General features: G+C 31.4%; 21 protein-coding genes. 14 read left to right on the forward strand and 7 right to left on the reverse strand.

Annotated features, from left to right (window positions below; genetic code table 11):
* Positions 1-25 precede the first annotated feature (25 nt).
* The 11 genes from rsgA (at position 26) to ASC41_RS02825 (ending at position 12,140) form a co-directional block, all read left to right on the forward strand.
* Complete coding sequence (rsgA, locus tag ASC41_RS02775) at positions 26-976, forward strand: ribosome small subunit-dependent GTPase A (RefSeq protein WP_055435125.1); 951 nt, start codon at positions 26-28, stop codon at positions 974-976.
* 75 nt (positions 977-1,051) lie between these two features.
* Entirely contained in the window at positions 1,052-1,504 is a 453-nt protein-coding gene (gene dtd, locus ASC41_RS02780) for a D-aminoacyl-tRNA deacylase (protein WP_055435126.1), read from the forward strand.
* Positions 1,505-1,572: 68 nt separating this feature from the next.
* Positions 1,573-3,468, forward strand: coding sequence for a DUF3857 domain-containing protein (locus ASC41_RS02785; protein ID WP_083477124.1), 1,896 nt, complete (start codon positions 1,573-1,575; stop codon positions 3,466-3,468).
* A 4-nt stretch (positions 3,469-3,472) separates the two neighbouring features.
* Positions 3,473-5,512 (forward strand): DUF3857 domain-containing protein, encoded by a 2,040-nt coding sequence (locus tag ASC41_RS02790; RefSeq protein WP_055435127.1) that lies wholly within the window; start codon positions 3,473-3,475, stop codon positions 5,510-5,512.
* 6 nt (positions 5,513-5,518) lie between these two features.
* Positions 5,519-6,037, forward strand: coding sequence for a metal-dependent hydrolase (locus ASC41_RS02795; RefSeq protein WP_055435128.1), 519 nt, complete (start codon positions 5,519-5,521; stop codon positions 6,035-6,037).
* Positions 6,038-6,069: 32 nt separating this feature from the next.
* The gene (locus ASC41_RS02800; RefSeq protein WP_055435129.1) at positions 6,070-6,396 is read left to right on the forward strand and encodes a nucleotide pyrophosphohydrolase; all 327 of its coding nucleotides are present in this window, start codon (positions 6,070-6,072) and stop codon (positions 6,394-6,396) included.
* Positions 6,397-6,484: 88 nt separating this feature from the next.
* A complete protein-coding gene (locus ASC41_RS02805; RefSeq protein ID WP_055435130.1) occupies positions 6,485-7,720 on the forward strand; it encodes a 3-phosphoshikimate 1-carboxyvinyltransferase in 1,236 nt (411 codons plus the stop codon).
* A gap of 89 nt (positions 7,721-7,809) precedes the next feature.
* A complete protein-coding gene (gene queA, locus ASC41_RS02810; RefSeq protein ID WP_055435159.1) occupies positions 7,810-8,859 on the forward strand; it encodes a tRNA preQ1(34) S-adenosylmethionine ribosyltransferase-isomerase QueA in 1,050 nt (349 codons plus the stop codon).
* A gap of 229 nt (positions 8,860-9,088) precedes the next feature.
* Positions 9,089-9,430, forward strand: a complete 342-nt coding sequence (locus tag ASC41_RS02815) for a ribose-5-phosphate isomerase (protein ID WP_055435131.1) — start codon at positions 9,089-9,091, stop codon at positions 9,428-9,430.
* Between the two features lie 177 nt (positions 9,431-9,607).
* Complete coding sequence (locus ASC41_RS02820) at positions 9,608-10,408, forward strand: helix-turn-helix domain-containing protein (RefSeq protein ID WP_055435132.1); 801 nt, start codon at positions 9,608-9,610, stop codon at positions 10,406-10,408.
* A gap of 70 nt (positions 10,409-10,478) precedes the next feature.
* Entirely contained in the window at positions 10,479-12,140 is a 1,662-nt protein-coding gene (locus ASC41_RS02825; protein WP_055435133.1) for a serine hydrolase domain-containing protein, read from the forward strand.
* A 252-nt stretch (positions 12,141-12,392) separates the two neighbouring features.
* Here ASC41_RS02825 and groL read toward each other — a convergent pair whose 3' ends face one another.
* From groL to miaB, 7 genes are all read right to left on the reverse strand, one after another.
* Complete coding sequence (groL, locus tag ASC41_RS02830; RefSeq protein ID WP_055435134.1) at positions 12,393-14,024, reverse strand: chaperonin GroEL; 1,632 nt, start codon at positions 14,022-14,024, stop codon at positions 12,393-12,395.
* A gap of 118 nt (positions 14,025-14,142) precedes the next feature.
* The gene (locus tag ASC41_RS02835) at positions 14,143-14,421 is read right to left on the reverse strand and encodes a co-chaperone GroES (RefSeq protein WP_055435135.1); all 279 of its coding nucleotides are present in this window, start codon (positions 14,419-14,421) and stop codon (positions 14,143-14,145) included.
* 182 nt (positions 14,422-14,603) lie between these two features.
* Positions 14,604-14,954: a preprotein translocase subunit SecG gene (gene secG, locus ASC41_RS02840; protein ID WP_055435136.1), complete on the reverse strand. Its 351-nt coding sequence runs from the start codon at positions 14,952-14,954 to the stop codon at positions 14,604-14,606.
* Positions 14,954-15,892 (reverse strand): hypothetical protein, encoded by a 939-nt coding sequence (locus ASC41_RS02845; protein WP_055435137.1) that lies wholly within the window; start codon positions 15,890-15,892, stop codon positions 14,954-14,956. The genes secG and ASC41_RS02845 overlap by 1 nt, the downstream gene beginning before the upstream one ends.
* Positions 15,893-16,399: an LptE family protein gene (locus tag ASC41_RS02850; protein WP_055435138.1), complete on the reverse strand. Its 507-nt coding sequence runs from the start codon at positions 16,397-16,399 to the stop codon at positions 15,893-15,895.
* 59 nt (positions 16,400-16,458) lie between these two features.
* Positions 16,459-17,715, reverse strand: coding sequence for a sigma 54-interacting transcriptional regulator (locus tag ASC41_RS02855; RefSeq protein ID WP_055435139.1), 1,257 nt, complete (start codon positions 17,713-17,715; stop codon positions 16,459-16,461).
* Between the two features lie 32 nt (positions 17,716-17,747).
* Positions 17,748-19,190 (reverse strand): tRNA (N6-isopentenyl adenosine(37)-C2)-methylthiotransferase MiaB, encoded by a 1,443-nt coding sequence (gene miaB, locus ASC41_RS02860; RefSeq protein WP_055435140.1) that lies wholly within the window; start codon positions 19,188-19,190, stop codon positions 17,748-17,750.
* Positions 19,191-19,323: 133 nt separating this feature from the next.
* Here miaB and ASC41_RS02865 point away from each other — a divergent pair, with 133 nt between their 5' ends.
* The 3 genes from ASC41_RS02865 to ASC41_RS02875 all read left to right on the forward strand — a co-directional run bounded on the left by ASC41_RS02865 (position 19,324) and on the right by ASC41_RS02875 (position 23,928).
* A complete protein-coding gene (locus tag ASC41_RS02865; RefSeq protein WP_055435141.1) occupies positions 19,324-20,097 on the forward strand; it encodes a hypothetical protein in 774 nt (257 codons plus the stop codon).
* A gap of 117 nt (positions 20,098-20,214) precedes the next feature.
* Positions 20,215-22,758, forward strand: a complete 2,544-nt coding sequence (topA, locus tag ASC41_RS02870; protein ID WP_055435142.1) for a type I DNA topoisomerase — start codon at positions 20,215-20,217, stop codon at positions 22,756-22,758.
* Between the two features lie 3 nt (positions 22,759-22,761).
* Complete coding sequence (locus ASC41_RS02875; RefSeq protein WP_055435143.1) at positions 22,762-23,928, forward strand: formimidoylglutamase; 1,167 nt, start codon at positions 22,762-22,764, stop codon at positions 23,926-23,928.
* Positions 23,929-24,093 lie beyond the last annotated feature (165 nt).

Raw genomic sequence — 24,093 nt, forward strand, 5'->3', positions numbered from 1 at the left:
GTTATTTTGTACTATAAAATAATGAATGACAGGACTAGTATATAAATCGACAGGAAGTTGGTACACAGTTAAGACTGAGTTAGGTGCCACTTACGAATGCAGGATAAAAGGTAAATTTCGTTTACAAGGTATAAAGAGTACCAACCCAATTGCGGTAGGTGACTATGTGGATTTTGAGCTAGATACCAAAAGTGATCAAGAAACAGGTGTAATTAACAAGATTCATGATCGCGAAAATTACGTTGTTAGAAAATCGGTTAACCTATCTAAGCAAACACATATTATTGCTTCAAATATCGATCAGGTTTTTCTTTTAATAACGATAGATAATCCGCCAACATTTACAAGCTTTATAGATCGCTTTTTAGTAACGGCAGAGGCCTATTCTATTAAAACCGTTTTGGTTTTTAATAAAATAGATACTTATACCGAAGAAACTATTCTAGAAGTTAAATGGTTAGAGCATATTTATACAAATATAGGTTACGATTGTATTAGCGTTTCGGCTAAAACAGGAGAGAATATAGATAAAATTAAAGCCCTAATGGAGGGCAAGGTTAGTGTGTTTACAGGACATTCTGGAGTAGGTAAGTCTACTTTAGTAAACACAATAGAACCTAGTTTAGACTTAAAAACAAAGTCTATTTCTACACAACATTCTCAAGGTCAGCACACAACAACATTTGCAGAAATGTTCGATTTAAGTTTCGATGCTAAAATTATAGACACACCAGGAATTAAAGGTTTTGGAGTTGTAGATATGGAAAAGGAAGAAATAAGCGATTATTTTCCTGAGTTTTTTAAACTGAGTCAAGATTGTAAATTTAATAACTGTATGCACATAGAAGAACCTAAATGTGCTGTTAAAGATGCTTTAGAAAGAGATGAGGTTGCAGCTTCTCGCTACAAAAGTTATGTTCAAATAATTGAAGGAGACGATCAGCATTATAGAACCGATATTTGGGATAAAGAATAGGTATTTATTCTTGCAAAGTGTCTAAAAAGTTGTAGCTCTTGAAAATAAAATGACCCGTTTTTTAGAAAAGTAAACATGAAAATAGTAATCCAAAGAGTTAGTAAAGCAAACGTAACTATTCAGGGCAATAAAGTTGCTTCAATAGAAAAAGGTGTTTTAATACTTTTAGGAATCGTTGCAGAAGATACTCAAGAAGATATTACATGGTTAACAAACAAAGTAGCTAATCTTCGCATTTTTGAAGACGAAGAAGGCATAATGAACAAGTCGCTATTAGAAACAAATGGAGAAGCCATTGTTGTAAGCCAATTTACACTACAAGCAAGTACAAAAAAAGGAAACAGACCAAGTTATATAAAAGCAGCACGTCCAGAAGTTGCTATTCCGTTATATAAAGCATTTAATACTACATTACAATCTCTACTTAATAAACCAATACAAACAGGAGAGTTTGGAGCAGACATGCAAGTACAGTTAATAAACGATGGGCCTGTAACTATAATAATAGATTCTAAAAACAAAACGTAAATAGTTGTGATGCATTTTTATAAAGACTTAAATATTACTATATTTCTAATCTAATCTAAACTAAATTAATGCATCATAAAATTCCATTAAGCATAATTATTATGCTTTTTACACTTCTTAGTTTTTCGCAATCAGAAAAAACAACAGCTTTAACATTAAGCGCAGATTTAAAAGAAAATGCTAACGCTGTTATTAGACTTAATTCAATTGAAATTGAAATTAAAGCCTATAACAAGATGGTTGTTAAAGAACACCGAATAGTTACTGTCTTAAACGATAATGGAAGACAAGATATTGGTGCTTCTATTGGTTACGATAAAACAGTAAATATTAAAGATGTTCGAGCTGTAATTTACGATGCTTTTGGAAACGAAATAAAAACGGTAAAAGAAAGAGATTTTAAAGACGTAAGTGCAATCTCTGGAGGAACTTTGTTTTCAGATTACAGAAAAAAATATTTAAGTTACACACCAGCAAGTTATCCTTTTACAGTAGAATACACTAGTGAGTATGTAACATCTACAACCGCATTTATGCCAAGATGGTTTCCTATTGATGGTTATTACGTAAGTACAGAGTATTCAAGCTTTAAGGTTATTAATAATTCTGGAATAGAGCTTAAAAAAAAGAGTTCAAATTTTAAAGGTTTTGCTATTACAGAGTTATCTAATAATCATTATGAAGCAAAAAAAATAAAAGCACTTGTAAAAGAGGATTTTTCTCCAAGTTTTACTTCGTTTGCACCACACTTAAAATTCGCATTACAAGAGTTTGATATGAAAGGTGTAAAAGGAGTTAATACTAGTTGGCAATCTTTTGGTAAATGGGTAGATACAGATTTAAATAAAGGAACAGAAGAATTGCCAGCAGCTGTTATTAGTGAAATTAATAATCTTACTGCAACTGCAACTTCAAATCTTAAAAAAGCCAAGATTGTTTATCAATACATGCAAGATAAAACACGTTATATAAGTGTTCAAGTAGGTATTGGTGGCTGGAAACCAATGTTAGCTAGCGATGTAGATAGATTAAGTTATGGAGATTGTAAAGCACTATCAAATTATACAAAAGCATTATTAAAAGCAGTAGGTGTAGAGTCTTATTACACTTTAATCTATGGGAATAGAAATATTGAAAATATAGATAAAGATTTTTCTTCTCAACAAGGAAATCATGCTATTTTAACAATGCCTGTACAAGATGATTACGTGTTTTTAGAATGCACTAGTCAAACAACACCTTTTGGTTATGTCGCAAATTTTACAGATGATAGAGACGCCTTAATAATAACTCCAGAAGGAGGTGAGATTGTACACACCACAGTTTATAAAACTCAAGACAACACGCAAAAAACAAAAGCAAACATAACTTTAGATGCTCTAGGAAACATTATGGCAACCTTAAATGTTAGTTCCAGAGGGAGTCAATATGGTAAGTATAGATCAGCAGAGTCTAAAGAAGAAAAAGATAAAAAACTCTATTATAAAAATAGATATCATAATATTAATAATCTTAATATTTTATCTATTGAAACTACAAACGATAAAGAGAGTATCGTTTTTAAAGAGCATTTAGAGATAGAGGCTAATAAATATGCATCAAAAGCAGGTGGTAGATTACTATTAAATCCAAACGCTTTTAATAAGAACACATATATACCACCAAGATATAAAAATAGAACCTTACCTTTTGAGGTAGATAGAGGTTTTGTAGACGAAGACGAATATGTGTTTAGCATAGATCAAACGCTATCTTTAGAAGCAATGTTCAAGCCTGTAACAATAAGCAATAAGTTTGGTGAGTATACTGCTAAAATTGAAAAAATAAGTGATAAAGAGTTTAAATACACACGAAAACTAACAATAAAAAAAGGCAAGTACTCTAAAGAAGATTACAAAGCTTTTAGAACATTTTATAGTAATATAACAAAAAACGACAAGTCTAAAATTGCTCTAAAAAAATAAACCAATGAATTTAAAAAACTTAATATTAATAGCTTTTTTAATAGCTTTAAATACAATAACAGCTCAAGAATATAAATTTGGTAAAGTAGGTAAAGAAGAACTTGAAGAAACTGTATATAAAAACGATTCAACAGTAGATGCTGCAATATTATATCGCGAGTATAAAATTTATTATAATTATATTCAAGATGAAGGTTTTAAAAAATTTATTGAAGTTTTTGAACGTGTTAAAATATATAATAAAAGAGGTTTTAATTGGGGAACAAAAATTGAGAAGCTCTATGATGAAAATAGTAAAAGAGAAGAAAAAATATATGGCTTAAAAGCATACACTTATAATCTTGAAAATGGTAAAATTGTAGATGAAAAGCTCAAAAAAAATGGAATTTTTGAAGAGCAGGAGAATAAATATTGGAAACAGTTTAAATTTACTATGCCTAATTTAAAAGCAGGTTCAATTGTTGAATATAAATATACGATTGAGTCTCCAAATATTGATTTAAAAGAACATTATTTTCAATATAAAATTCCTGTTAAGAAACTTGTCTATCAATTAAAAGTTCCAGAATATTTTAGGTTAAATAAAACGTTTAATACTAAAGCAGTCTATATTCCAGAAATCATAGAAAATTCTAGTAGGAGGAAACTAGAAGTGTCATACCATTCTGCGCTAGCTCATGGAGGAAGGAATGTGAAAACAAAATTTTCAAAAGATAACCTTGTTGAAAGGACTTATGATATAACAGAATATATATACGAAGCCGACTTAATTGATATACCTCCATTAAAAACAGAAGCCTATGTGAATAATATAAATAATTATCGAGCTATGGTCAATTGGGAAATCGAGTCAGTAAAAGGATTTGATGGTACGGTAAGAGAATATTCGACAAATTGGGAAAGAGTTGTCAAAGGAATTTATCAACGTGAAAGTTTTGGAGGTCAGTTAGATAAGGTTAAGTATTTTGAAGATGATTTGCAATCTATTGTTAATGATAGTTACAAACCAATTGAGAAAGTAACTTCTGTATATTCCTTTTTGAAATCTAAAGTAAAATGGGATGGGTATTATGGATACACTTCTTATAATGGGTTAAAAAACGCCTATAAAGAGGGTTTTGGTAACGTTGCTGATATTAATTTAATGCTTGTTGCTATGTTGCGCTATGCAGGAATTTCTGCAAACCCAGTACTATTAAGTACAAGAGATAATGGGATCCCTTTATCTCCAACATTAGATGGTTTTAACTATGTAATCTGTCGTGTTAAATTGGATGAAGGTTATTTACTTTTAGATGGAACTAGTAATTATGGTGCTGTAAACATTCTTCCAGAAAGAGCCATAAATTGGCAAGGAAGAGTTATAGACGAAAGAGGTTATTCAGAATGGATTAGTTTAAACCCAGAAACAGTTTCAGATAATATTATCCAAATGAATATTAATATTCAAGACAATTTTTCTATAGATGGAAAATTAAGAAAAAAACTTAATAATTTCTTAGCTCAAGATTTTAGAGAGAAATTTGCTAAGGTAAAACCAGAAAGTATTATAGCAAATCTAGAAAAAGAGAAAGGAGATATTATAATAGAAAATCTAGACATAAAAAATAAAACAGATTTAAGTAAACCTATACTTTTATCGTACGATTTTAAGTTAGATAATGCAGTAGAAGAAATAGGAGGGAAACTTTATTTTTCTCCATTATTATTTTTTGGAGAGAATACTAATGTGTTTATTCAGGATACTCGTACATATCCAATAGATTTAATATATCGTAGAAATACAAAATATAGAGTTAATATTACTTTACCAGAAGGATATGAAATAGAATTCATTCCAGAAAATGCAAAATTTTTACTTAATACAAACGAAGGTGAATTTTCTTATGTTATAAAACCTAACGGAAAAACAATTCAGTTAATTATTAATTCAAATTTAAATAATACATTAATTTTACCTCAAGGATATCCTGAATTTAAAAAGTTTATACAATTGTCTACAGAGAAAAAATCTGAAAAAATTGTACTTAAAAAAATACAATAAAAAAGTATGGCATCATTATTTGGGCATGGTTTAGTTGGTTTTACATTAACTAAAATTGCGAGTTCCAAAATAAGTAAACTATTACTGTTATTAGCCATTGGTTCTGCAATACTTCCAGATTTAGACGTTATTACATTTGGTGAAATTCCTTATTTACATCCTTTTGGACATCGTGGATTTACACATTCTATAGTTTTTGCCATTATTTGGGCAACTATCTTAGCTTTTGTATTTACAAAAACCAAACGCAAGCTGTTTTTTGTTGTCATCTTTTTATCTACCATTTCACATGGTGTTTTAGATGCTTTAACAACAGGAGGTAAAGGCGTTGGTTTTTTTATACCGTTTAATAATGCTCGGTTTTTCTTTCCGTGGCAAGTGATAAAAGTATCACCTATTGGAATCAGCAAATTCTTTTCGAGTAGAGGAGTACAAGTTATTTTAAGTGAATTAAAATATATAGGAATTCCGTGTTTGATAGTTTTATTATTTTTACATTTTAAAAGAAAGACAACAAAAGTTTAATTTAAAAATTACCGCTTTCGCGGAAAGTAACAATGGACATAAAAAACGCACAACAAGAAGTAGATAACTGGATTAAAAACCATGGCGTTCGTTATTTTAACGAGCTTACAAATATGGCACAACTTACAGAGGAAGTAGGTGAGGTTGCTAGAATTATAGCCAGACGTTATGGAGAGCAAAGCGAAAAAGAAAGCGATAAAAATAAAGATTTAGGCGAAGAATTAGCCGATGTTATGTTTGTAGTCTTGTGTTTAGCAAACCAAACAGGAATAGACTTACAAGAGGCTTTCGATAAAAAATTAGATATAAAAACCAAACGCGATCACGATCGTCATCATAATAACGAAAAGCTTAAATAGTTTTTCATTTCCGCGAAGACGGAAATATTAAATAATTGTTTCATCCGTTTTGTCATTCCTGAGAAGACAGGAATCTACTCTTTTAAATATGAATATAAATTTACTGAAATCTTCAATTAAAAAGAAGTCAGCAATACAAATTACAGGTTCAAAAAGTGAATCTAATAGATTGTTATTGTTGCAAGCATTATACCCAGAAATTAATATTGAGAATGTGTCTAATAGTGACGATTCTCAATTAATGACAAAAGCTTTAGCTGCTACCGAGCAAGTAATAGATATACATCATGCAGGAACAGCAATGCGTTTTCTAACTGCTTATTTTGCAACTCAAAATAATAGAGAAACAATAATTACAGGTTCTAAACGTATGAAAGAGCGCCCAATTAAAATATTGGTAGATGCTTTAAATCAATTAGGTGCAGATATTTCATATAAAGAAAACGAAGGCTATCCGCCACTTTTAATAAAAGGAAAACAATTAACTAAAAACAAAGTATCGTTAGATGCTAATGTAAGTAGTCAATACATTTCGGCATTGTTACTTATTGCTTCAAAATTAGAAAACGGATTAGAATTAACCTTAAACGGAAAAATAACATCTGTGCCTTACATTAATATGACCTTGAGTTTGTTAAGTGAGTTAAATATTGAAACTAAGTTTGAAGGCAATGTAATTACCGTAAAACCTTTACAGAAAAAGCTAGAGCCTAAAACTCTAACGGTGGAGTCAGACTGGTCTTCGGCGTCTTATTTTTATAGTATTGTGGCTTTAGCAGAAGTTGGAACTTCAATTGAAATTTCATCTTATAAAAAAGACAGTTTACAAGGCGATTCTGCATTAGCAGAAATATATAAAAGCTTTGGAGTTTCAACGGTTTTTCAAGATAAAGGAGTACTTCTTACAAAGGAAAACGAAGTAAATAAAGAAACAGCAATAGATTTTAACTTGGCAAATTCGCCAGATATTGCACAAACAATTGCGGTTACAGCCTTTGCTTTAGGCTTAGAATCTAATTTAACAGGATTGCACACGCTTAAAATTAAAGAAACCGATAGATTGGAGGCTTTAAAAACGGAAATTGAAAAATTAGGTGGAGCAGTGGATATTACAAACGAAACACTTCATTTAAAAGTGACTAATAAAATTAAAGAAAACGTAGCAATAGCAACCTATAACGATCATAGGATGGCAATGGCTTTTGCGCCTTTAGCTTTAAAAACGCCTCTTGAAATTGAAGATTATATGGTGGTTTCAAAATCGTATCCAACCTTTTGGGACGATTTGAAACAACTAGGATTTGATATTAAAGCAATTAAATAAATAATAAACAGTCATTTACTTGACAACGCCTATCTTGAGATTGTATCTTTGCTACTTTCTAATACTAAAAACATACGATAAACATGAAAATGAAATTATCACACTTTAACTTCGAATTACCAGACGAGTTATTGGCAGAATATCCAGCAGAAAACAGAGACGAGTCTCGTTTAATGGTTCTTAACAGAAAAGAACAAACTATAGAACACAAGCAATTTAAAGATCTTATTGATTATTTTGAAGAAGACGATGTCATGATTCTTAATAACACAAAGGTTTTTCCTGCACGCTTATACGGAAACAAAGAAAAAACTGGAGCAAGAATTGAAGTGTTTTTATTACGTGAATTAAACGAAGAGCAACGCCTTTGGGATGTTTTAGTAGATCCAGCACGTAAAATTAGAATAGGAAATAAATTATACTTTGGTGATGACGAAACTTTAGTTGCCGAAGTAATAGATAACACAACATCAAGAGGTAGAACATTACGTTTTCTTTATGATGGGTCTTATACAGAATTCCGTAAGAAATTAACAGATTTAGGTGAAACACCATTGCCTAAGTATATTAAAAGAGATGTAGAACCTGAAGACGAAGAGCGTTACCAAACTATTTTCGCTAAAAATGAAGGTGCTGTAGCAGCTCCAACAGCAGGAATGCATTTTTCTAAGCACTTATTAAAGCGTTTAGAAATTAAAGGAATCGATTTTGCTGAGGTAACTTTACATGTTGGTTTAGGGACTTTTAACTCTGTTGAGGTAGAAGATTTATCTAAGCATAAAATGGATAGTGAAGAAGTAACTATTGGACCAAAAACAGTAGAACAGATTAATACTGCGCTTAAAAACAGAAGACGTATTTGTGCTGTTGGTACAACTGCAATGCGTGCTGTAGAAAGTGCTGTATCTTCAAACCATACTTTAAACGAAATTGATGGTTGGACAAATAAATTTATTTTCCCTCCTTACGATTTTAGTATAGCAAATGCTATGATTACTAACTTCCATACACCAAAATCGACATTAATGATGATGACTTCTGCATTTGCAGGTCACGATTTTGTTATGCGTGCTTATGATGAAGCTGTAAAAGAAAAATACAAATTCTACAGTTATGGAGACGCGATGTTAATTATCTAATCCAGAACTTATTTCAGAATCTCATGATATTATCAAGAGTTTTATAAATTTTAAAAAAGCCTTATCAATTTTGATAAGGCTTTTTTTTTGTCATTTAGAGTGTAATTTGTCATTTAGAGCAAAGCGAATAATCTTATTCTATTAAAAATGAAGCATCTAAAATAGAATGATACTCTTAAACTTCTTTAGTATTTATTATATTGGTTTAGAATTGTACTTTAAAAAGAAAATGGCATATAGAATTTACGTTATCGAATTATCCAAACGCGTGTTTACTGAGAATGCAAAATTTAGAGCAGCCAATCCACAATTTAATGGTGTTTTAGAGTGTTTGTATGTTGGGATGACTAGTAAGACTCCTAAAGAGCGTTTTACGCAGCATAAAACAGGTTATAGAAATAAGAAAGGACATAAGTTGTCTTCTAATATTGTAGAGAAATACGGTTCTTATTTAAGGCCTAGTTTATACAACCATATCGATCCAATTAAAACTAGGGCAGAAGCGTTAAAAATGGAAGAAGCTTTAGCGTTGGAATTGCGCCGAAAACGGTATGCGGTTTGGTTTAATTAATAGAGTTGATTTCTTCTGTTTAAAACTTTAATATTTGCAGTAATACACTTGTTTAAATTTGGTTTTAGAGTCACTTGACTTTATCATAAAAATAGTCGAACTTCGTTTAACGTATGATATAAAACATTGAAACTATTTTATATCAGCGAAACATTGGCAACAAGCTGAAAAAACAGAATGAATAAACTAAAAACAGGTGAGTTTTACGGAACACATTACCAAAAATCAGCTTTTGAAAATCTAATAATTACCGATACAGAATACACACACAGTAAAGTTGATTGGCATTATCACGAAAATCCATATTTTACTTATTTACTTCAAGGGAAGTTATTTGAATCTAACAAAAAAGAATCCTACTATTTAGAGCCAGGAAACCTACTATTTCATAATTGGCAAGACTCACATTATAATATAAAACCACCTGATTTTACAAGAGGTTTTCACATTGAATTGAATAAGAATTGGTTTTCAAACTTTGATATTCAGATAACAAATTTTGAAGGAAGCATCAATTTAAAGAATCCTATAATAAAGAACTTGATGAACCATATATTTGTTGAAACTAAAATTAACGACCAGTATTCAAATTTAAGTATTGAAAGTGATTTGATTGAAATTTTCAACACAATTAAGGAAAGTAAAGAAAGAAATTTAAGAAAGCCAGATTGGGCAAATAAACTAAAAGAATTGTTGAATGAGGAAAAAATAGATTATTCTCTAAACAGTTTAAGTTCAAAGTTAGAAATACACCCTGTTCATTTGTCCAGAGAATTTAATCGATATTTTGGAACAAGTCTTGGTAATTATATTCGATTGATTAAATTAAATAAAGCGTTTCATTTACTTCTCTCTAAAAAGTTTTCTATGACTGAAATTTGTTATCTATGTGATTTTTATGACCAAAGTCATTTCATCTCAAATTTTAAGAAAATCTATAATGCAACACCAACAAAAATTTTAAAGAATATTTCCTGATGTTAATTATATACAATTTTGGGAAATGGAATAATTTCACCTTTGTAATTCATCAAAAATCAATCAAAAAATGAAAACACAAAGTATTTCACTTCTCTTATTTACATTTCTTACAATTAGTCTTTTCGGTCAAGATATGGCAGAATACACGAGTGGCTGGGAAGGAAAAATAGACGGTTCGAAAGTATTCAACGTAAAGGTGGAAATAGAAAGTTTTGGACTTGAAAAGGCTAGATTAAAAATTTCTAATAGTAAAAGCATTATTGACTATCCGTTTGATTCAAGAAGTACTTCAATATTAAAAGTACCTTTTGCAGAAAATTATTCTTTTGAAGGCGTACTTTCTGAAAATGGTAAAGAAATTAATGGGTTTATCAAATCTGGAATGCTTCTTTATCACATAAAACTTACTCAATCAAAGAATAGTACTTTTATAGGGACTTGGAACTTACTTATGATAGATGAGCTGAAATCACTTAACTTCTATTTGAGTGTTGAAAATGGAGAAGGCGATGATTATCAAGCTTACCCAATTTTTGGAGATAATAGATTTACAGGAACTTGGTGCGACAATTTTCAAAAAGAAAAAGATTTGATTTCGTTTATTGATTTTAAAACAGGATTGCAGTTTAAAGGAAAGCTAGAAAAGAATAAGATTCAATTAAGTATACTTTTAGGAAGCCATTTGCTAACAGAAATAGAACTAAAAAAATCTATAACCGATTGGAAAATTGGTGGTTTCAAAAATGACAACAAAAATTCTATTTTAAAACTTACTGAAATGGAATACCTTATTTCAAAGGATTCATTTCCTAATACACATTCTGTTGTAATTTCAAAAAAAGGGAAAATTGAATATGAAAATTATTTTGATGGTTACAACTCAAATATTCCACACGATATGAAATCTGCTTCAAAAAGTATTTCATCCGCAATAGTTGGAATAGCAAAAGACAAATTGTTATTTAATAGTGTTAAGCAATCTATTTTTGATTTTCTGCCTCAAAAATATCAAACTCCTAAAGACAGTCTAAAAACGAAAATCGATATTCAGAGCCTTTTAACAATGAGTTCTGGTATAGATGCTATAGATTATGGTATCAATGCAAATCTAAAATCTTCTGCAACAGAAAACAATTACCAAAGAACACCTGATTGGATTGAAGCAATTCTAAAAGCTCCAATGATTCATAAGCCAAACACTAATGCTAATTATGGCTCAGCAAACCCAGCTTTGCTAGGTGTTGCTATGGATTCTGTCATTTCAGAACCTTTGGAATTATTTATTGATAAGTTTTTATTTCAGAAATTGAAAATTTCAAATTACATTATTCAAACGGACTTAAGAGATAAGCCATATTTTGGAGGTGGAATGTACCTTACTCCAAAAGATATGTTGAAATTTGGAGAACTCTATCTGAATAAAGGAAAATGGCAATCAAAACGTATTATATCTAAAAAATGGGTTAAAAAATCATTTAAAAACTATCGTAATTTAGAAAATGTAACAGAGAAAAATGGTTATGGATATTTATGGTGGCATAATACTTATCAAATTAATGGAAAAAATATAAAATCTATTGAAGCAAGAGGAAATGGAGGACAATATATTTTTGTAATTCCTTGTTTACAAACAGTTGTTGTTATTACATCTGGGAATTATAGAAATGGAAAAACACAGCAACCTGAAATACTTTTTGAAGAATGTATTTTACCTTACCTTGAAAATTGAAAAAAAGCCAGTTGCTAACACCGTATAAAAATAATTTCGGTTTAGAGCTTAATTAAAGGCAATTACATGTTTGCCTGCACCTGAATTTCCTTCGGAAAATCCTCGCATACAAACCCGAAACTATACATAAACGTTAAACGAAACTAATAAAAAAACGCTCTCAGAATCAAATCTAAGAGCGTTTTTATTTATTTAATATCTCAACCATTTAAAGCATGAGTGAGTAACTTGTGTGTCGAGACTCTCGACCGACTACATCATGCCTGGCATACCACCACCCATTGGCATTCCGCCAGCAGGAGCATCTTCTTTAATATCAATTAAAGCACACTCAGTAGTTAATATCATTCCTGCAACAGAAGCAGCATTTTCTAATGCAATTCTAGTTACTTTTTTAGGATCGATAATACCAGCTTTAAGCATATCTACATACTGTTCAGATTTAGCATCGTAACCAAAGTCTTTTTTACCTTCAGACACTTTGTTTACAACAACACTACCTTCGCCACCTGCATTCTCTACAATTGTTCTTAAAGGCGCTTCAATAGCACGAGCAACAATTTGTATACCTGTAGTTTCGTCTAAGTTTTCTGTAGTAATTTTATCTAAAACGGCTTTTGCTCTAACTAAAGCAACACCACCACCTGCAACAATACCTTCTTCTACAGCTGCTCTTGTAGCATTTAAAGCATCGTCAACACGATCTTTCTTTTCTTTCATTTCTACTTCACTAGCTGCACCAACATAAAGTACTGCAACACCACCTGCTAATTTAGCAAGACGTTCTTGTAGTTTTTCTTTATCGTAATCGCTAGTTGTAGATTCTATTTGAGATTTGATTTGGTTAACACGATTCTTAATTAAATCTTTATCACCAGATCCATTAACAACAGTAGTGTTGTCTTTGTCTATAGTAATACGCTCTGCAGTACCAAGCATTTCAATTGAAGCATTTTCAAGAGTGAATCCTCTTTCTTCAGAAATTACAGTTCCTCCAGTTAAAATTGCAATATCCTCTAACATTGCTTTACGTCTGTCTCCAAAACCTGGTGCTTTTACAGCAGCAATTTTTAAAGAACCACGTAATTTATTTACTACTAAAGTTGCTAATGCTTCACCATCTACATCTTCAGCAATAATTAATAAAGGTTTTCCTGTTTGAGCTACTGGCTCTAAAATTGGTAATAAATCCTTCATTGTAGAAACCTTTTTGTCATATAATAATATGTAAGGATTCTCTAAATCAGCAATCATTTTTTCGCTATCTGTTACAAAGTAAGGCGATAAGTAACCTCTGTCAAATTGCATACCTTCTACAACATCTACATAAGTATCTGTTCCTTTAGATTCTTCAACAGTAATAACACCTTCTTTACCAACTTTACCAAAAGCTTTAGCAATTAAATCACCAATAAGTTCATCGTTATTAGCAGAGATTGAAGCTACTTGCTTAATCATTTCTGAAGAGTTTTTAACCTCTTTAGCTTGCTTTCCTAAATCTTCAACAATTGCTTTTACTGCTTTGTCGATACCACGTTTTAAATCCATTGGATTTGCACCTGCAGCAACATTTTTTAAACCTTCTTTTACAATCGCTTGTGCTAATACAGTTGCAGTTGTAGTTCCATCACCAGCTAAATCGTTAGTTTTAGAAGCTACTTCTTTTACCATTTGAGCGCCCATATTTTCTAATGGATTTTCTAACTCAATTTCTTTTGCAACACTAACACCATCTTTAGTAACAACAGGTGCTCCAAAAGAACGGCTAATAATTACGTTTCTTCCTTTTGGTCCTAGAGTTACTTTTACTGCATTTGCTAATGCATCTACACCACGTTTTAATCCGTCGCGAGCTTCTATATCAAATTTTATATTCTTTGCCATATTATTCTATTTTGTTATTCCTGCAAAAACAGGAATCTATATTAATTGGAATTATTTTTTGTTGAATGGATTCCTGTTTTTCAGGAATGACAACAATTATAAATTAATGAAGATGCCATTAAATAATAGCCATTATATCTTCTTCACGCATCATTAAATAGTTTATGCCTTCTAACTTAATTTCAGAACCAGAATACTTTCCGTAAAGTACAGTATCTCCAACTTTAACAGTAAGTGGCTCGTCTTTTTTTCCGTTTCCAATAGCTACAACAGTACCTTTATGTTGTTTCTCTTGTGCGCTATCTGGAATATATAGTCCAGAAGCAGTTTGCGTTTCAGCAGGAAGTGCTTCAACTAGTACACGATCTGCTAGTGGTTTAATGTTTATTTTGCTCATGTTATTTTTATTTAGTCTGTTTAGAATACAGACGGTTCGTTAATTTTTATATTATATAGCTAAGCTAAAAATGTGCCATTGCAAGGTAACTGACAAACTTACAGATTCTATACTGTAGCTATTAAAAACAAAAAATGCACAGTCATGTTAGTCATATTTTTTATAATATTATATTGGTGATATTAGTTGTCACCTTCAGTTTCTTGAGTTGTATTGTCTACAGCTGGTGCTGGTGCAGGTGTTACAGGTGCTGATATAGCATTTTCATCTAAAGCTTTAGAATCTCCTAATACTCCAGCTCTTGGAATAGATAAGCTAGACACTAAAATTAATGCCACTAAAATAGTAGCTAATGTCCAAGTACTTTTATCTAAAAAGTCTGTTGTTTTCTTTACACCACCTAATTGTTGTGTTCCACCGCCACCAAAAGAAGAAGATAATCCTCCACCTTTAGGATTTTGTACCATTATTACTACTATTAGTAAAAAGGCAACTATAACAATTAGTATTAAAAATATTGTAAACTGTCCCATTATTCCTTATTGTTTTGTTCTTGTAATTCGTTAATTGCTTTAATTTGGTCTGCAAAGAAACCACTTTTTTCTGGATATTTCAAACTTAATATTTTATAAGATTGAATTGCCTTTTTAAAGTTTTTTTGTTCAAGGTAAATTCTTGCTAAAGTCTCTGTCATTAAGGCTTCAGGCTGAATCATTTGCGCTTTAGCAATATTGTGTTTTGATACTGTTGTTTTTTTTGCGACTAATTTTGGACTCTTTTCTATGAATCTCTCGATGAGATCAAACTTTTTTGCCTTAGCTAATGCGCTAGCAGATTTTTTAGGTTTTTTCTCTTCAGGAGTACTTTTTATAGGTTCTTCTTTTCTATCAATAGGAGTAAAGCGCGTTAAAGTTAACCACTCGTTAAAAGAATGTGTTTCTACTTTTTCAAAATCAAGAGGTTTCCCAATGTTTAGAATATCTTCTGGTTTTTTTGAACCTTCAGGTGTTTTTACTTCAGTTTCAACTTCAGTTTTAAAATTAGCAACTTGCTCTTTTTCTATTTTAGGTTGAAATAATTCTGGATCTAAAGTGTTTTTTATCTCTTCAATTTGTTGTTTTAAAATGGAATCAATCGAAACACTTTTTTGAACCGAAATATCTTCAGTAAATACTTCTATGTCTAATAAATTAGCAGTATTTTTTTTTATGTACAACGAAACTTCATTTTGAGTAAACGTTTCCGAAGTAATAAAATCGAATAAAATACTTCTATCTGTTGTGTAGGCTGCTGTAGTTTTTAGTGCTGTATTATATTTAAAACTATCGGCATTTTTTAGACCTTTAATATAAAGTGCTCTTGCAGATTGAAAATAAGGAAAAGCATCAACAACATTTTTTAAATCTTCGGTTTGAGATTTATTAATGTGCTGCGGTGCTTTAAGAATATTTAAAAAATTGGTTTGATTCATTTACCACTTAGCTAAAGATGCGTTAAAAATATCTTGTGTAATACGCTCGAAAATTTCTTCGAAAGCGGTGTCTTTTACACTTCCACTAAGTAAAGATGTTCCTGAATAATCGTAGAAAAATGAAAATGTTTTTTCAAAATCATCGTCCTCAGCTTTTTTATTGTAAAAACGAACACGAACACCAATGGTTAATCTGTTTTGTGCGGCTGTATTATCTGCTGTTGCAGTAGTTGGAGAAATACGATATTCTGTAATTTCACCTTCGTAAACTAAATCGGCATTAGAGTTTACAAGCTCTAAATTAGTTTGGTTTACAATTAAATCTTGTAGTGCAATAGTGAAATCTCTATCGATTCCTGGTTCTACTTGTGCGGCATTATTTTGAAAATAATTAACCTGAAAAGATTTTACATTGTCTTGAATGTTTGTTCCTGTTAAAGAATAAAAGCCACAGCTGAAAACTGAAACGGTTACCAATAGTATTAGAATGTGTTTTATGTATTTCATGTTATTGCTCACGAAGGCGGAGTATCTTATTTAAAATTAGTTATTCTTCTAAAACCTATTTAAAGATCAAATTGTTTAATTTTTCTATAGAGTGTACGTTCGCTAATACCTAATTCTTCAGCAGCTAATTTACGTTTTCCACTGTGTCGCTCTAAAGATTTTTTTATTAATTCTAATTCTTTATCATGTAGCGAGAGTGTTTCTTCTTCCTCTATTTCTTCGGCAAAATGATATTTATCGTCAGTTTCTGCAGCGTAGCTTTTTGGTGTTTCCGATTTTTGTGGAATAGATAATACTTGTAAATCTTCTAAAGTTTCTTCGTCATTATTATCGCCGTAGATTTTTTCAATTAAACCTTGATTGTCTTCTTGAACATCTTTAGCATTTCCTTTTTTCATTAGTTCCATGGTGAGCTTCTTTAAATCGTTTAAATCGGCTTTCATATCAAATAGAACTTTATAGAGAATTTCGCGTTCGCTACTAAAATCGCTTTCAGATTTTGTGGTTTTTATAACCGCAGGTAAATTACTCGCTCCTGTAGGTAGGTAACCTTTTAAAGTATCAGAAGAAATCGCTCTGTTTTGTTCTAGTACAGAAACTTGCTCAGCTACATTACGTAACTGTCTAATGTTTCCATTCCATCTAAATTTTAATAAATCTTGTACAGCGTCGTCTGATAATTTTATGGTTGGCATTTTATACTTCAATGCAAAATCACTAGCGAATTTTCTAAATAACAAATGAATATCTTCTTGGCGCTCGCGTAAGGGAGGAAGGTTAATTTCTACAGTACTTAATCTGTAATATAAATCTTCACGAAACTTTTCTTTTTTAATAGCATCAAACATATTAACGTTTGTTGCTGCAACAATACGCACATTTGTTTTTTGTACTTTACTAGAACCAACTTTTATAAATTCTCCGTTTTCGAGAACACGTAATAAGCGTACTTGTGTGGTTAATGGTAATTCTCCTACTTCATCTAAAAAAATAGTACCGCCGTCTGCAACTTCAAAGTAACCATTTCTAGTTGCTGTTGCTCCTGTAAAAGCACCTTTTTCGTGACCAAAAAGTTCACTGTCTATTGTGCCTTCTGGTATTGCTCCACAGTTTACTGCTATATATTTGTTGTGTTTTCTGTGAGAAAGTTGATGTATTATTTTTGGAATACTTTCTTTACCAACACCACTTTCTCCTGTTACCAAAACAGAAATATCTGTTGGTGAAACTTGGATAGCTTTTTCTATGGCACGGTTTAAGGTTGCACTATTTCCAATAATCCCGAAACGTTGTTTTGTAGCCTGTATTGATTCCATATTATTTTCTACTTAGTCCGAAACTTAATTAATTATTGTCTAGAAAGTTCAACAGCTTCACCTATTAGTGTTGCTTTTGTACAATCTGTTATTTTTACGTTTACAAAATCTCCAATGTTATACTTGTCTTTTGGGAAAACAGCAACAATACTATGTTGACTTCTTCCAGACCATTGGTCTTTAGATTTTTTAGATTCTTTTTCTACTAATACTTCTACAGTTTGCCCTAAAAACTCTCTTGTTCTTAATTCACTATGCTCTAATTGAAGCGCAATAATCTCGCTTAATCTGCGACTTTTTGTAACTTCAGGAACATCGTCTTCAAATTTACGTTCTGCAAGCGTTCCAGGTCTTTCAGAATAAGTATACATATAGCCGAAGTTATATTTTACATATTCTAATAAACTTAAAGTGTCTTGGTGATCTTCTTCGGTTTCTGTTGGGAAACCAGCAATCATATCTTGACTTATTGCACAATCAGGAATAATATTACGAATATTATCTATTAACGTAAAATACTCTTCTCTTGTATGTAAACGATTCATTGCCTTTAAAATACGGTTGCTTCCGCTTTGGACCGGTAAATGAATGTGATTACAAATGTTATCATATTTTGCCATCATTTTTATAACATCTAAACTCATGTCTTGAGGATTAGAAGTCGAAAAGCGAATACGCATATTGGATTGTGCTTCTGCACATATTTGTAATAATTTTGAAAAATCTACAGCAGTTGCTTTTTGCATTTCTGTAGCTTTAATAAAGTCCTTTTTTAATCCGCCTCCATACCAAAGGTAGCTATCTACGTTTTGACCAAGCAAAGTAATTTCTTTGTAACCTTTACTCCATAAATCGTTTACTTCTTCAATAATACTTTGTGGATCTCGACTACGTTCTCTACCACGAGTAAATGGTACCACACAAAAAGTACACATATTATCGCAACCACGGGTTATAGAAACTAAAGCCGTAACACCATTAGTGTTTAAACGTACAGGTGAAATATCGCCATAAGTTTCATCTTTAGATAAAACAACGTTTATAGCATCGTGTCCATCTTCAACTTCAGCTAAAAGATTAGGTAAATCTTTATAGGCATCTGGCCCAACAACAAGATCAACAATTTTTTCTTCTTCTAAAAATTTAGTTTTTAAGCGTTCTGCCATACAACCTAAAACACCAACTTTCATTTTTGGGTTAATACGTTTTACAGCATTATATTTTTGTAATCTTTTTCTAACAGTTTGCTCTGCTTTATCTCTAATAGAACAAGTGTTTACTAAAACTAAATCTGCATCTTCCAGATTGTTAGTAGTATTGTAACCTTGGTTGTCTAATATAGAAGCCACAATCTCACTGTCGCTAAAATTCATTGCACAACCGTAACTTTCTATAAAAAGTTTTTTTGTGTTGGCTTTATTTTGATTTAAAATAAGTGCCTCGCCTTGTTTAGCTTCGTCTATAGTCTTCTCCATAAATATTGATAAAATCAAAATCAATTAGTATGCAAAGATAAGATTATTTAAATGAAGTGACAAAGTGGCAGTTATAAATTATAGTTAAAAAACCTACATTTGAAGCATTAACATTTAGATAAAAAAAAAGTAGATGAATTTCTCTGAAATAGAAAAGAAAATAGAAGCGAATAAAGCTTTAGATTTTAGTGTAATTTTCAACAAGTCGATAGAGTTGTTTAAGAAAAGTTGGATACACGGATTATCTGTGCAATTGATAGCATTTGTAATTATAATACCTTTTATCTTAATATTTTATATTCCATTTGTAGTTGCTTTACTGGGAAGCTCGGAAAACGGACAAATGAATCCTGAGGATTTATCTATGCTTATGGGAGGTTTTTCTGTTGTATATATGGGGTTGTTTTTTGTAGGTGTTTTATTGCTTAGTGTTGTAACAGTTGCAATGCGTGCTGCATTTTTTAAAGACTTAGGAGCAATAGATAGAGGAGAGGAAGTGAATTTTAAATCTTTGTTTTATTTTTTTAAAGCACCTTATTTAACTAATATTTTTCTATTAATGTTAGCGAGTATGGCAATTTCAATAGTAGCAATGTTATTATGTTATTTGCCTTTGTTTTATGTTATGGTTCCAATGTCATTTTTTACGGTAATTTTTGCATTTAATCCACAATTAACGGTTTCAGAAATTATTAAGTTAAGTTTTAAAATAGGACACAAAAAATGGCTAATTACTTTTGGATTAGTAATGATTTCTTCATTATTAGCTTCTATGGTAGGAATGTTAATGTGTGGAATAGGAATTATTGTTACAGCAGCTTTCGCAGACCATCCGCTATACTTTATATATAAAGAAGTTATAGGAGAAGATACTGTTGATTCTGTAGAGAAGATAGGTCTTGAATAAATTGTAAAAAGCCTTGTTTTTCAAGGCTTTTTATTTGGTATATATATAAGGGTGTAGTATTTTAATTAGGTTCATATATTTTTTTTGCTATACCTTTGCACTCATAAAAAATGAAAAATGGCTAAGAATTTAGTAATAGTTGAGTCACCTGCGAAAGCGAAAACAATAGAGAAATTCCTTGGAAAAGACTTCAAAGTAGAATCGAGTTATGGACACATTTCCGATTTGCCTTCCAAAGAATTAGGTGTAGATGTAGATGGTGATTTTGACCCAAAATATGAAGTATCCTCAGATAAAAAAGCAGTTGTAAAAAAACTGAAAGATTTAGCAAAAAAAGCAGAAATGGTTTGGTTGGCTAGTGATGAGGATCGAGAGGGTGAGGCTATTGCTTGGCACTTGGCTGAGTCTTTAGGTTTGGTTAAAGAGAAGACAAAACGTATTGTTTTTCATGAGATTACTAAAGCAGCAATACAAAAAGCAGTAGAAAATCCTAGACAAATAGATTACGATTTAGTAGATGCGCAACAAGCACGTCGTGTATTAGATAGAATTGTAGGTTACGAGTTGTCTCCAGTGTTATGGAGAAAGGTAAAAGGAGGTTTGTCTGCAGGACGTGTTCAATCGGTTTCAGTAAGATTGATTGTAGAGCGTGAAAAAGAAATTAATGAGTTTAAAGCTGAAGCATCTTATAGAATTGATGCCGAGTTTTCAAACGAAGAAGGACAGTCGTTTAAAGCAAAATTGCCAAAATCGATTAAAACAAAAGCAGAAGCTTTAAAATTCTTAGAGCAAAACGCAAATACAACGTTTAAGGTTTCAGATCTTGAGAAGAAACCAGCAAAAAAATCACCTTCTGCACCATTTACAACTTCAACGTTACAACAAGAAGCATCGCGTAAATTGTATTTTTCAGTAAGTAAAACCATGACTATGGCACAGCGTCTATACGAAGCAGGTTTAATTACTTATATGAGAACAGATAGTGTAAACTTATCTAACGAAGCTAAACAAGGAGCAGCAAAAGAAATTATTGATGCTTACGGAAAAGAATACGCAAAAGAACGTAATTATAAAGGAAAGTCTAAAGGAGCGCAAGAAGCTCACGAAGCAATTAGACCTACAAATTTTGCAGTACACACTGCCGGGTTAGATTACGACCAAACAAGATTATACGAGTTAATTTGGAAACGTGCTATAGCATCGCAAATGAGCGAAGCAAAATTAGAACGTACCAATGTAAAAATAAATGCAGCTTCACATAAGCAAACGTTTACTGCAAATGGAGAGGTGATTACTTTCGATGGATTTTTAAAAGTCTATTTAGAAGGTACAGATGATGAGGATTTAGAGCAGCAAGAAGGAATGTTACCAGCAATGAAAATTGGTGAAACATTGCTAAATAATAATATAACTGCTACTGAACGTTACACAAGAGCGCCTTATAGGTTTACAGAAGCATCACTTGTAAAGAAATTAGAAGAGCTTGGTATTGGTAGACCATCTACTTATGCACCAACAATTTCTACTATTCAAAATAGAAATTACGTTGAAAAAGGAACTGTTGAAGGTGTAGAACGTAATTACACACAATTGGTTCTTGAAAGTGGAAATGTAAAAGATAATTTACTTACAGAAAAAGTAGGTTCAGATAAAGGGAAGTTAGTACCAACAGATATTGGTATTATTGTAACTAATTTCTTAGTCAACCATTTTCAAAGTATACTAGATTACAGTTTTACCGCGAATGTGGAAGATCAGTTTGATGATATTGCAGATGGTAAAGCAGATTGGAAAGATGTGATGAAAGCTTTTTATAAAGATTTTCATCCAAGAGTTATCGATGTACAAGAAAATGCAGAAAGAGAATCTGGAGAACGTATTTTAGGTGAAGATCCTAAAACTGGAAAGCGTGTAAGTGTGCGTTTAGGGAAATTTGGACCAATGGTGCAAATGGGAATGAGCGACGATGAAGAAGGACCAACCTATGCAAGTTTAAGTCCAGATCAGCAATTAGGAAGTATCACTTTTGAAGAAGCTATGGATTTATTTCAGCTTCCTAAAAATTTAGGAACTTTCGAAGATCTTGAAGTTGCTGTTAATAATGGTCGTTTTGGACCGTATGTAAAATTTGGAGAAGCTTACGTTTCGTTACCAAAAGGTACAGATCCATTAACAGTAGAATTGGATGATGCCATTGTATTAATAAAAGAGAAGCAAAAAGCAGATGCTCCTATATATACTTATAAGGATTTACCTGTGCAAAAAGGAAAAGGACGTTTTGGACCATTTATAAAGTGGAACAATATGTTTATTAATGTGAATAAAAAATACGATTGGGATAATTTATCTGATGATGATATTGTTGAATTAATTGAAGTTAAAATTCAAAAAGAAATCGACAAGGTTATTCATAATTGGGAAGATGAAGGTATTCGTGTAGAAAAAGCACGTTGGGGAAGGTTTAATATTTTACAAGGAAAGGTTAAAATTGAACTTCCTAAAACAACAGATGCACCAGCCTTGACATTAGAAGATGTAAAAGCTATTCTAGAAAAGAACGCGCCAAAGAAAAAAGCTGCTAAAAAGAAACCTGCTGCAAAGAAAAAAACAGCAGCAAAGAAGAAAACTACAGCTAAGAAAACGACTGCAAAAAAGAAATAATATATGAACTTTAATTTTTTGTCGCCAGTTTCAGATGCCGTTTTAGCACATAACGAGTTGTTATCAATGCAGGCGTTAGGACGAAAATTGAAAATTCATTCTGAGCAGCAAGGAATACCCGATTTAAAAGGTGTTTCAATTGCGATTGTAGGTGTTTTAGAAAATAGAAACGATACTAATTATATAGGTGAAGAATTTCAGCTTAATGAAATAAGGAAGTCTTTTTACGCGTTATTTCCGGGGATTTGGGATACTACTATTGCCGATTTGGGAGATATTAATAGAGGTGAATCTGTAGAAGATACCTATTTCGCTCTAAAAACGACTGTCTCTATTTTAATTCAGAAAAAAATTATTCCTGTTATATTGGGAGGTAGTCAAGATTTAACTTATCCTATTTATCGAGCTTACGATAACTTAATGCCAATGGTAAACATCGTGAATGTAGATTCGCGTTTCGACCTTGGCGATTCTGCTAAACCTATTAAAAATGATAGCTTTATTGGTAAAATAATACTAGATGAACCTTATAATTTATTTAATTATGCTGCTTTAGGCTATCAAACCTATTTTAATTCTCAAGAAGAAATAGATTTAATGGAACGCTTGTATTTTGAAGCGTATCGTCTTGGAGAGGTGTCTAATGATATTACACTCGCGGAACCAGTTATGCGAGATGCAAATGTAGTAAGTATAGATTTAGGAGCTGTAAAGGCTTCTGAGGTGAGTTTAAAACAAAGGTTGTCTCCAAACGGTTTAGATGGAAAAGAAATTTGTGCCATCGCACGCTATGCAGGAATAAGCAATAAAGTGTCTGCATTTGGTATATTCGAGTATAAACCTTCTTATGATGATGAAGTTACAGCAATGTTAATTTCTCAAATGATATGGTATTTTATCGAAGGTGTAAACTGTCGAGTAAAAGATGACGACTTTTTAGATGATAATAATCATCAAAAATTCACTACTTTAGCTGACGCTGAAGAATTGGTGTTTTATAAAAGTACCAAAACTGGAAGATGGTGGGTAGAAATTCCTTTTTTAGCAAATGTTAATAATAAATTAAAAAAGCATACGTTATTACCTTGCACGCACAAAGATTATTTAGATGCATGCAATGGTAAGCTGCCTGATAGGTGGTATAAGGCGTATCAAAAGAATAACGTGTAACTATTGGAAATCATTCAATTTAAATTGTTCACAAATCGTTTAAAAGTAATTTTAACACGATAAGGTGCCTTTTTTTTCCTTTAAAAGTTGTTTTTTAAGAAATATATAAATATGTTTACGCTCTTAAAAATTAGGAGTATATAATTAACCTCGAGTTTATAATGA

The organism is Lacinutrix algicola, assembly GCF_001418085.1.
In the GTDB taxonomy this organism is placed as follows: Bacteria; Bacteroidota; Bacteroidia; order Flavobacteriales; family Flavobacteriaceae; genus Lacinutrix; species Lacinutrix algicola.

Coding starts and splice junctions, on each gene's coding strand:
- ASC41_RS02835 (WP_055435135.1), bottom strand. CDS start 14,421: ATGAGCAAAATAAACATTAAACCACTAGCAGATCGTGTACTAGTTGAA.
- queA (WP_055435159.1), top strand. CDS start 7,810: ATGAAATTATCACACTTTAACTTCGAATTACCAGACGAGTTATTGGCA.
- ASC41_RS02875 (WP_055435143.1), top strand. CDS start 22,762: ATGAACTTTAATTTTTTGTCGCCAGTTTCAGATGCCGTTTTAGCACAT.
- ASC41_RS02800 (WP_055435129.1), top strand. CDS start 6,070: ATGGACATAAAAAACGCACAACAAGAAGTAGATAACTGGATTAAAAAC.
- ASC41_RS02850 (WP_055435138.1), bottom strand. CDS start 16,399: ATGAAATACATAAAACACATTCTAATACTATTGGTAACCGTTTCAGTT.
- ASC41_RS02845 (WP_055435137.1), bottom strand. CDS start 15,892: ATGAATCAAACCAATTTTTTAAATATTCTTAAAGCACCGCAGCACATT.
- ASC41_RS02825 (WP_055435133.1), top strand. CDS start 10,479: ATGAAAACACAAAGTATTTCACTTCTCTTATTTACATTTCTTACAATT.
- rsgA (WP_055435125.1), top strand. CDS start 26: ATGACAGGACTAGTATATAAATCGACAGGAAGTTGGTACACAGTTAAG.
- secG (WP_055435136.1), bottom strand. CDS start 14,954: ATGGGACAGTTTACAATATTTTTAATACTAATTGTTATAGTTGCCTTT.
- dtd (WP_055435126.1), top strand. CDS start 1,052: ATGAAAATAGTAATCCAAAGAGTTAGTAAAGCAAACGTAACTATTCAG.
- ASC41_RS02795 (WP_055435128.1), top strand. CDS start 5,519: ATGGCATCATTATTTGGGCATGGTTTAGTTGGTTTTACATTAACTAAA.
- groL (WP_055435134.1), bottom strand. CDS start 14,024: ATGGCAAAGAATATAAAATTTGATATAGAAGCTCGCGACGGATTAAAA.
- topA (WP_055435142.1), top strand. CDS start 20,215: ATGGCTAAGAATTTAGTAATAGTTGAGTCACCTGCGAAAGCGAAAACA.
- ASC41_RS02805 (WP_055435130.1), top strand. CDS start 6,485: ATGAATATAAATTTACTGAAATCTTCAATTAAAAAGAAGTCAGCAATA.
- ASC41_RS02820 (WP_055435132.1), top strand. CDS start 9,608: ATGAATAAACTAAAAACAGGTGAGTTTTACGGAACACATTACCAAAAA.
- ASC41_RS02815 (WP_055435131.1), top strand. CDS start 9,089: ATGGCATATAGAATTTACGTTATCGAATTATCCAAACGCGTGTTTACT.
- ASC41_RS02855 (WP_055435139.1), bottom strand. CDS start 17,715: ATGGAATCAATACAGGCTACAAAACAACGTTTCGGGATTATTGGAAAT.
- ASC41_RS02865 (WP_055435141.1), top strand. CDS start 19,324: ATGAATTTCTCTGAAATAGAAAAGAAAATAGAAGCGAATAAAGCTTTA.
- miaB (WP_055435140.1), bottom strand. CDS start 19,190: ATGGAGAAGACTATAGACGAAGCTAAACAAGGCGAGGCACTTATTTTA.
- ASC41_RS02785 (WP_083477124.1), top strand. CDS start 1,573: ATGCATCATAAAATTCCATTAAGCATAATTATTATGCTTTTTACACTT.
- ASC41_RS02790 (WP_055435127.1), top strand. CDS start 3,473: ATGAATTTAAAAAACTTAATATTAATAGCTTTTTTAATAGCTTTAAAT.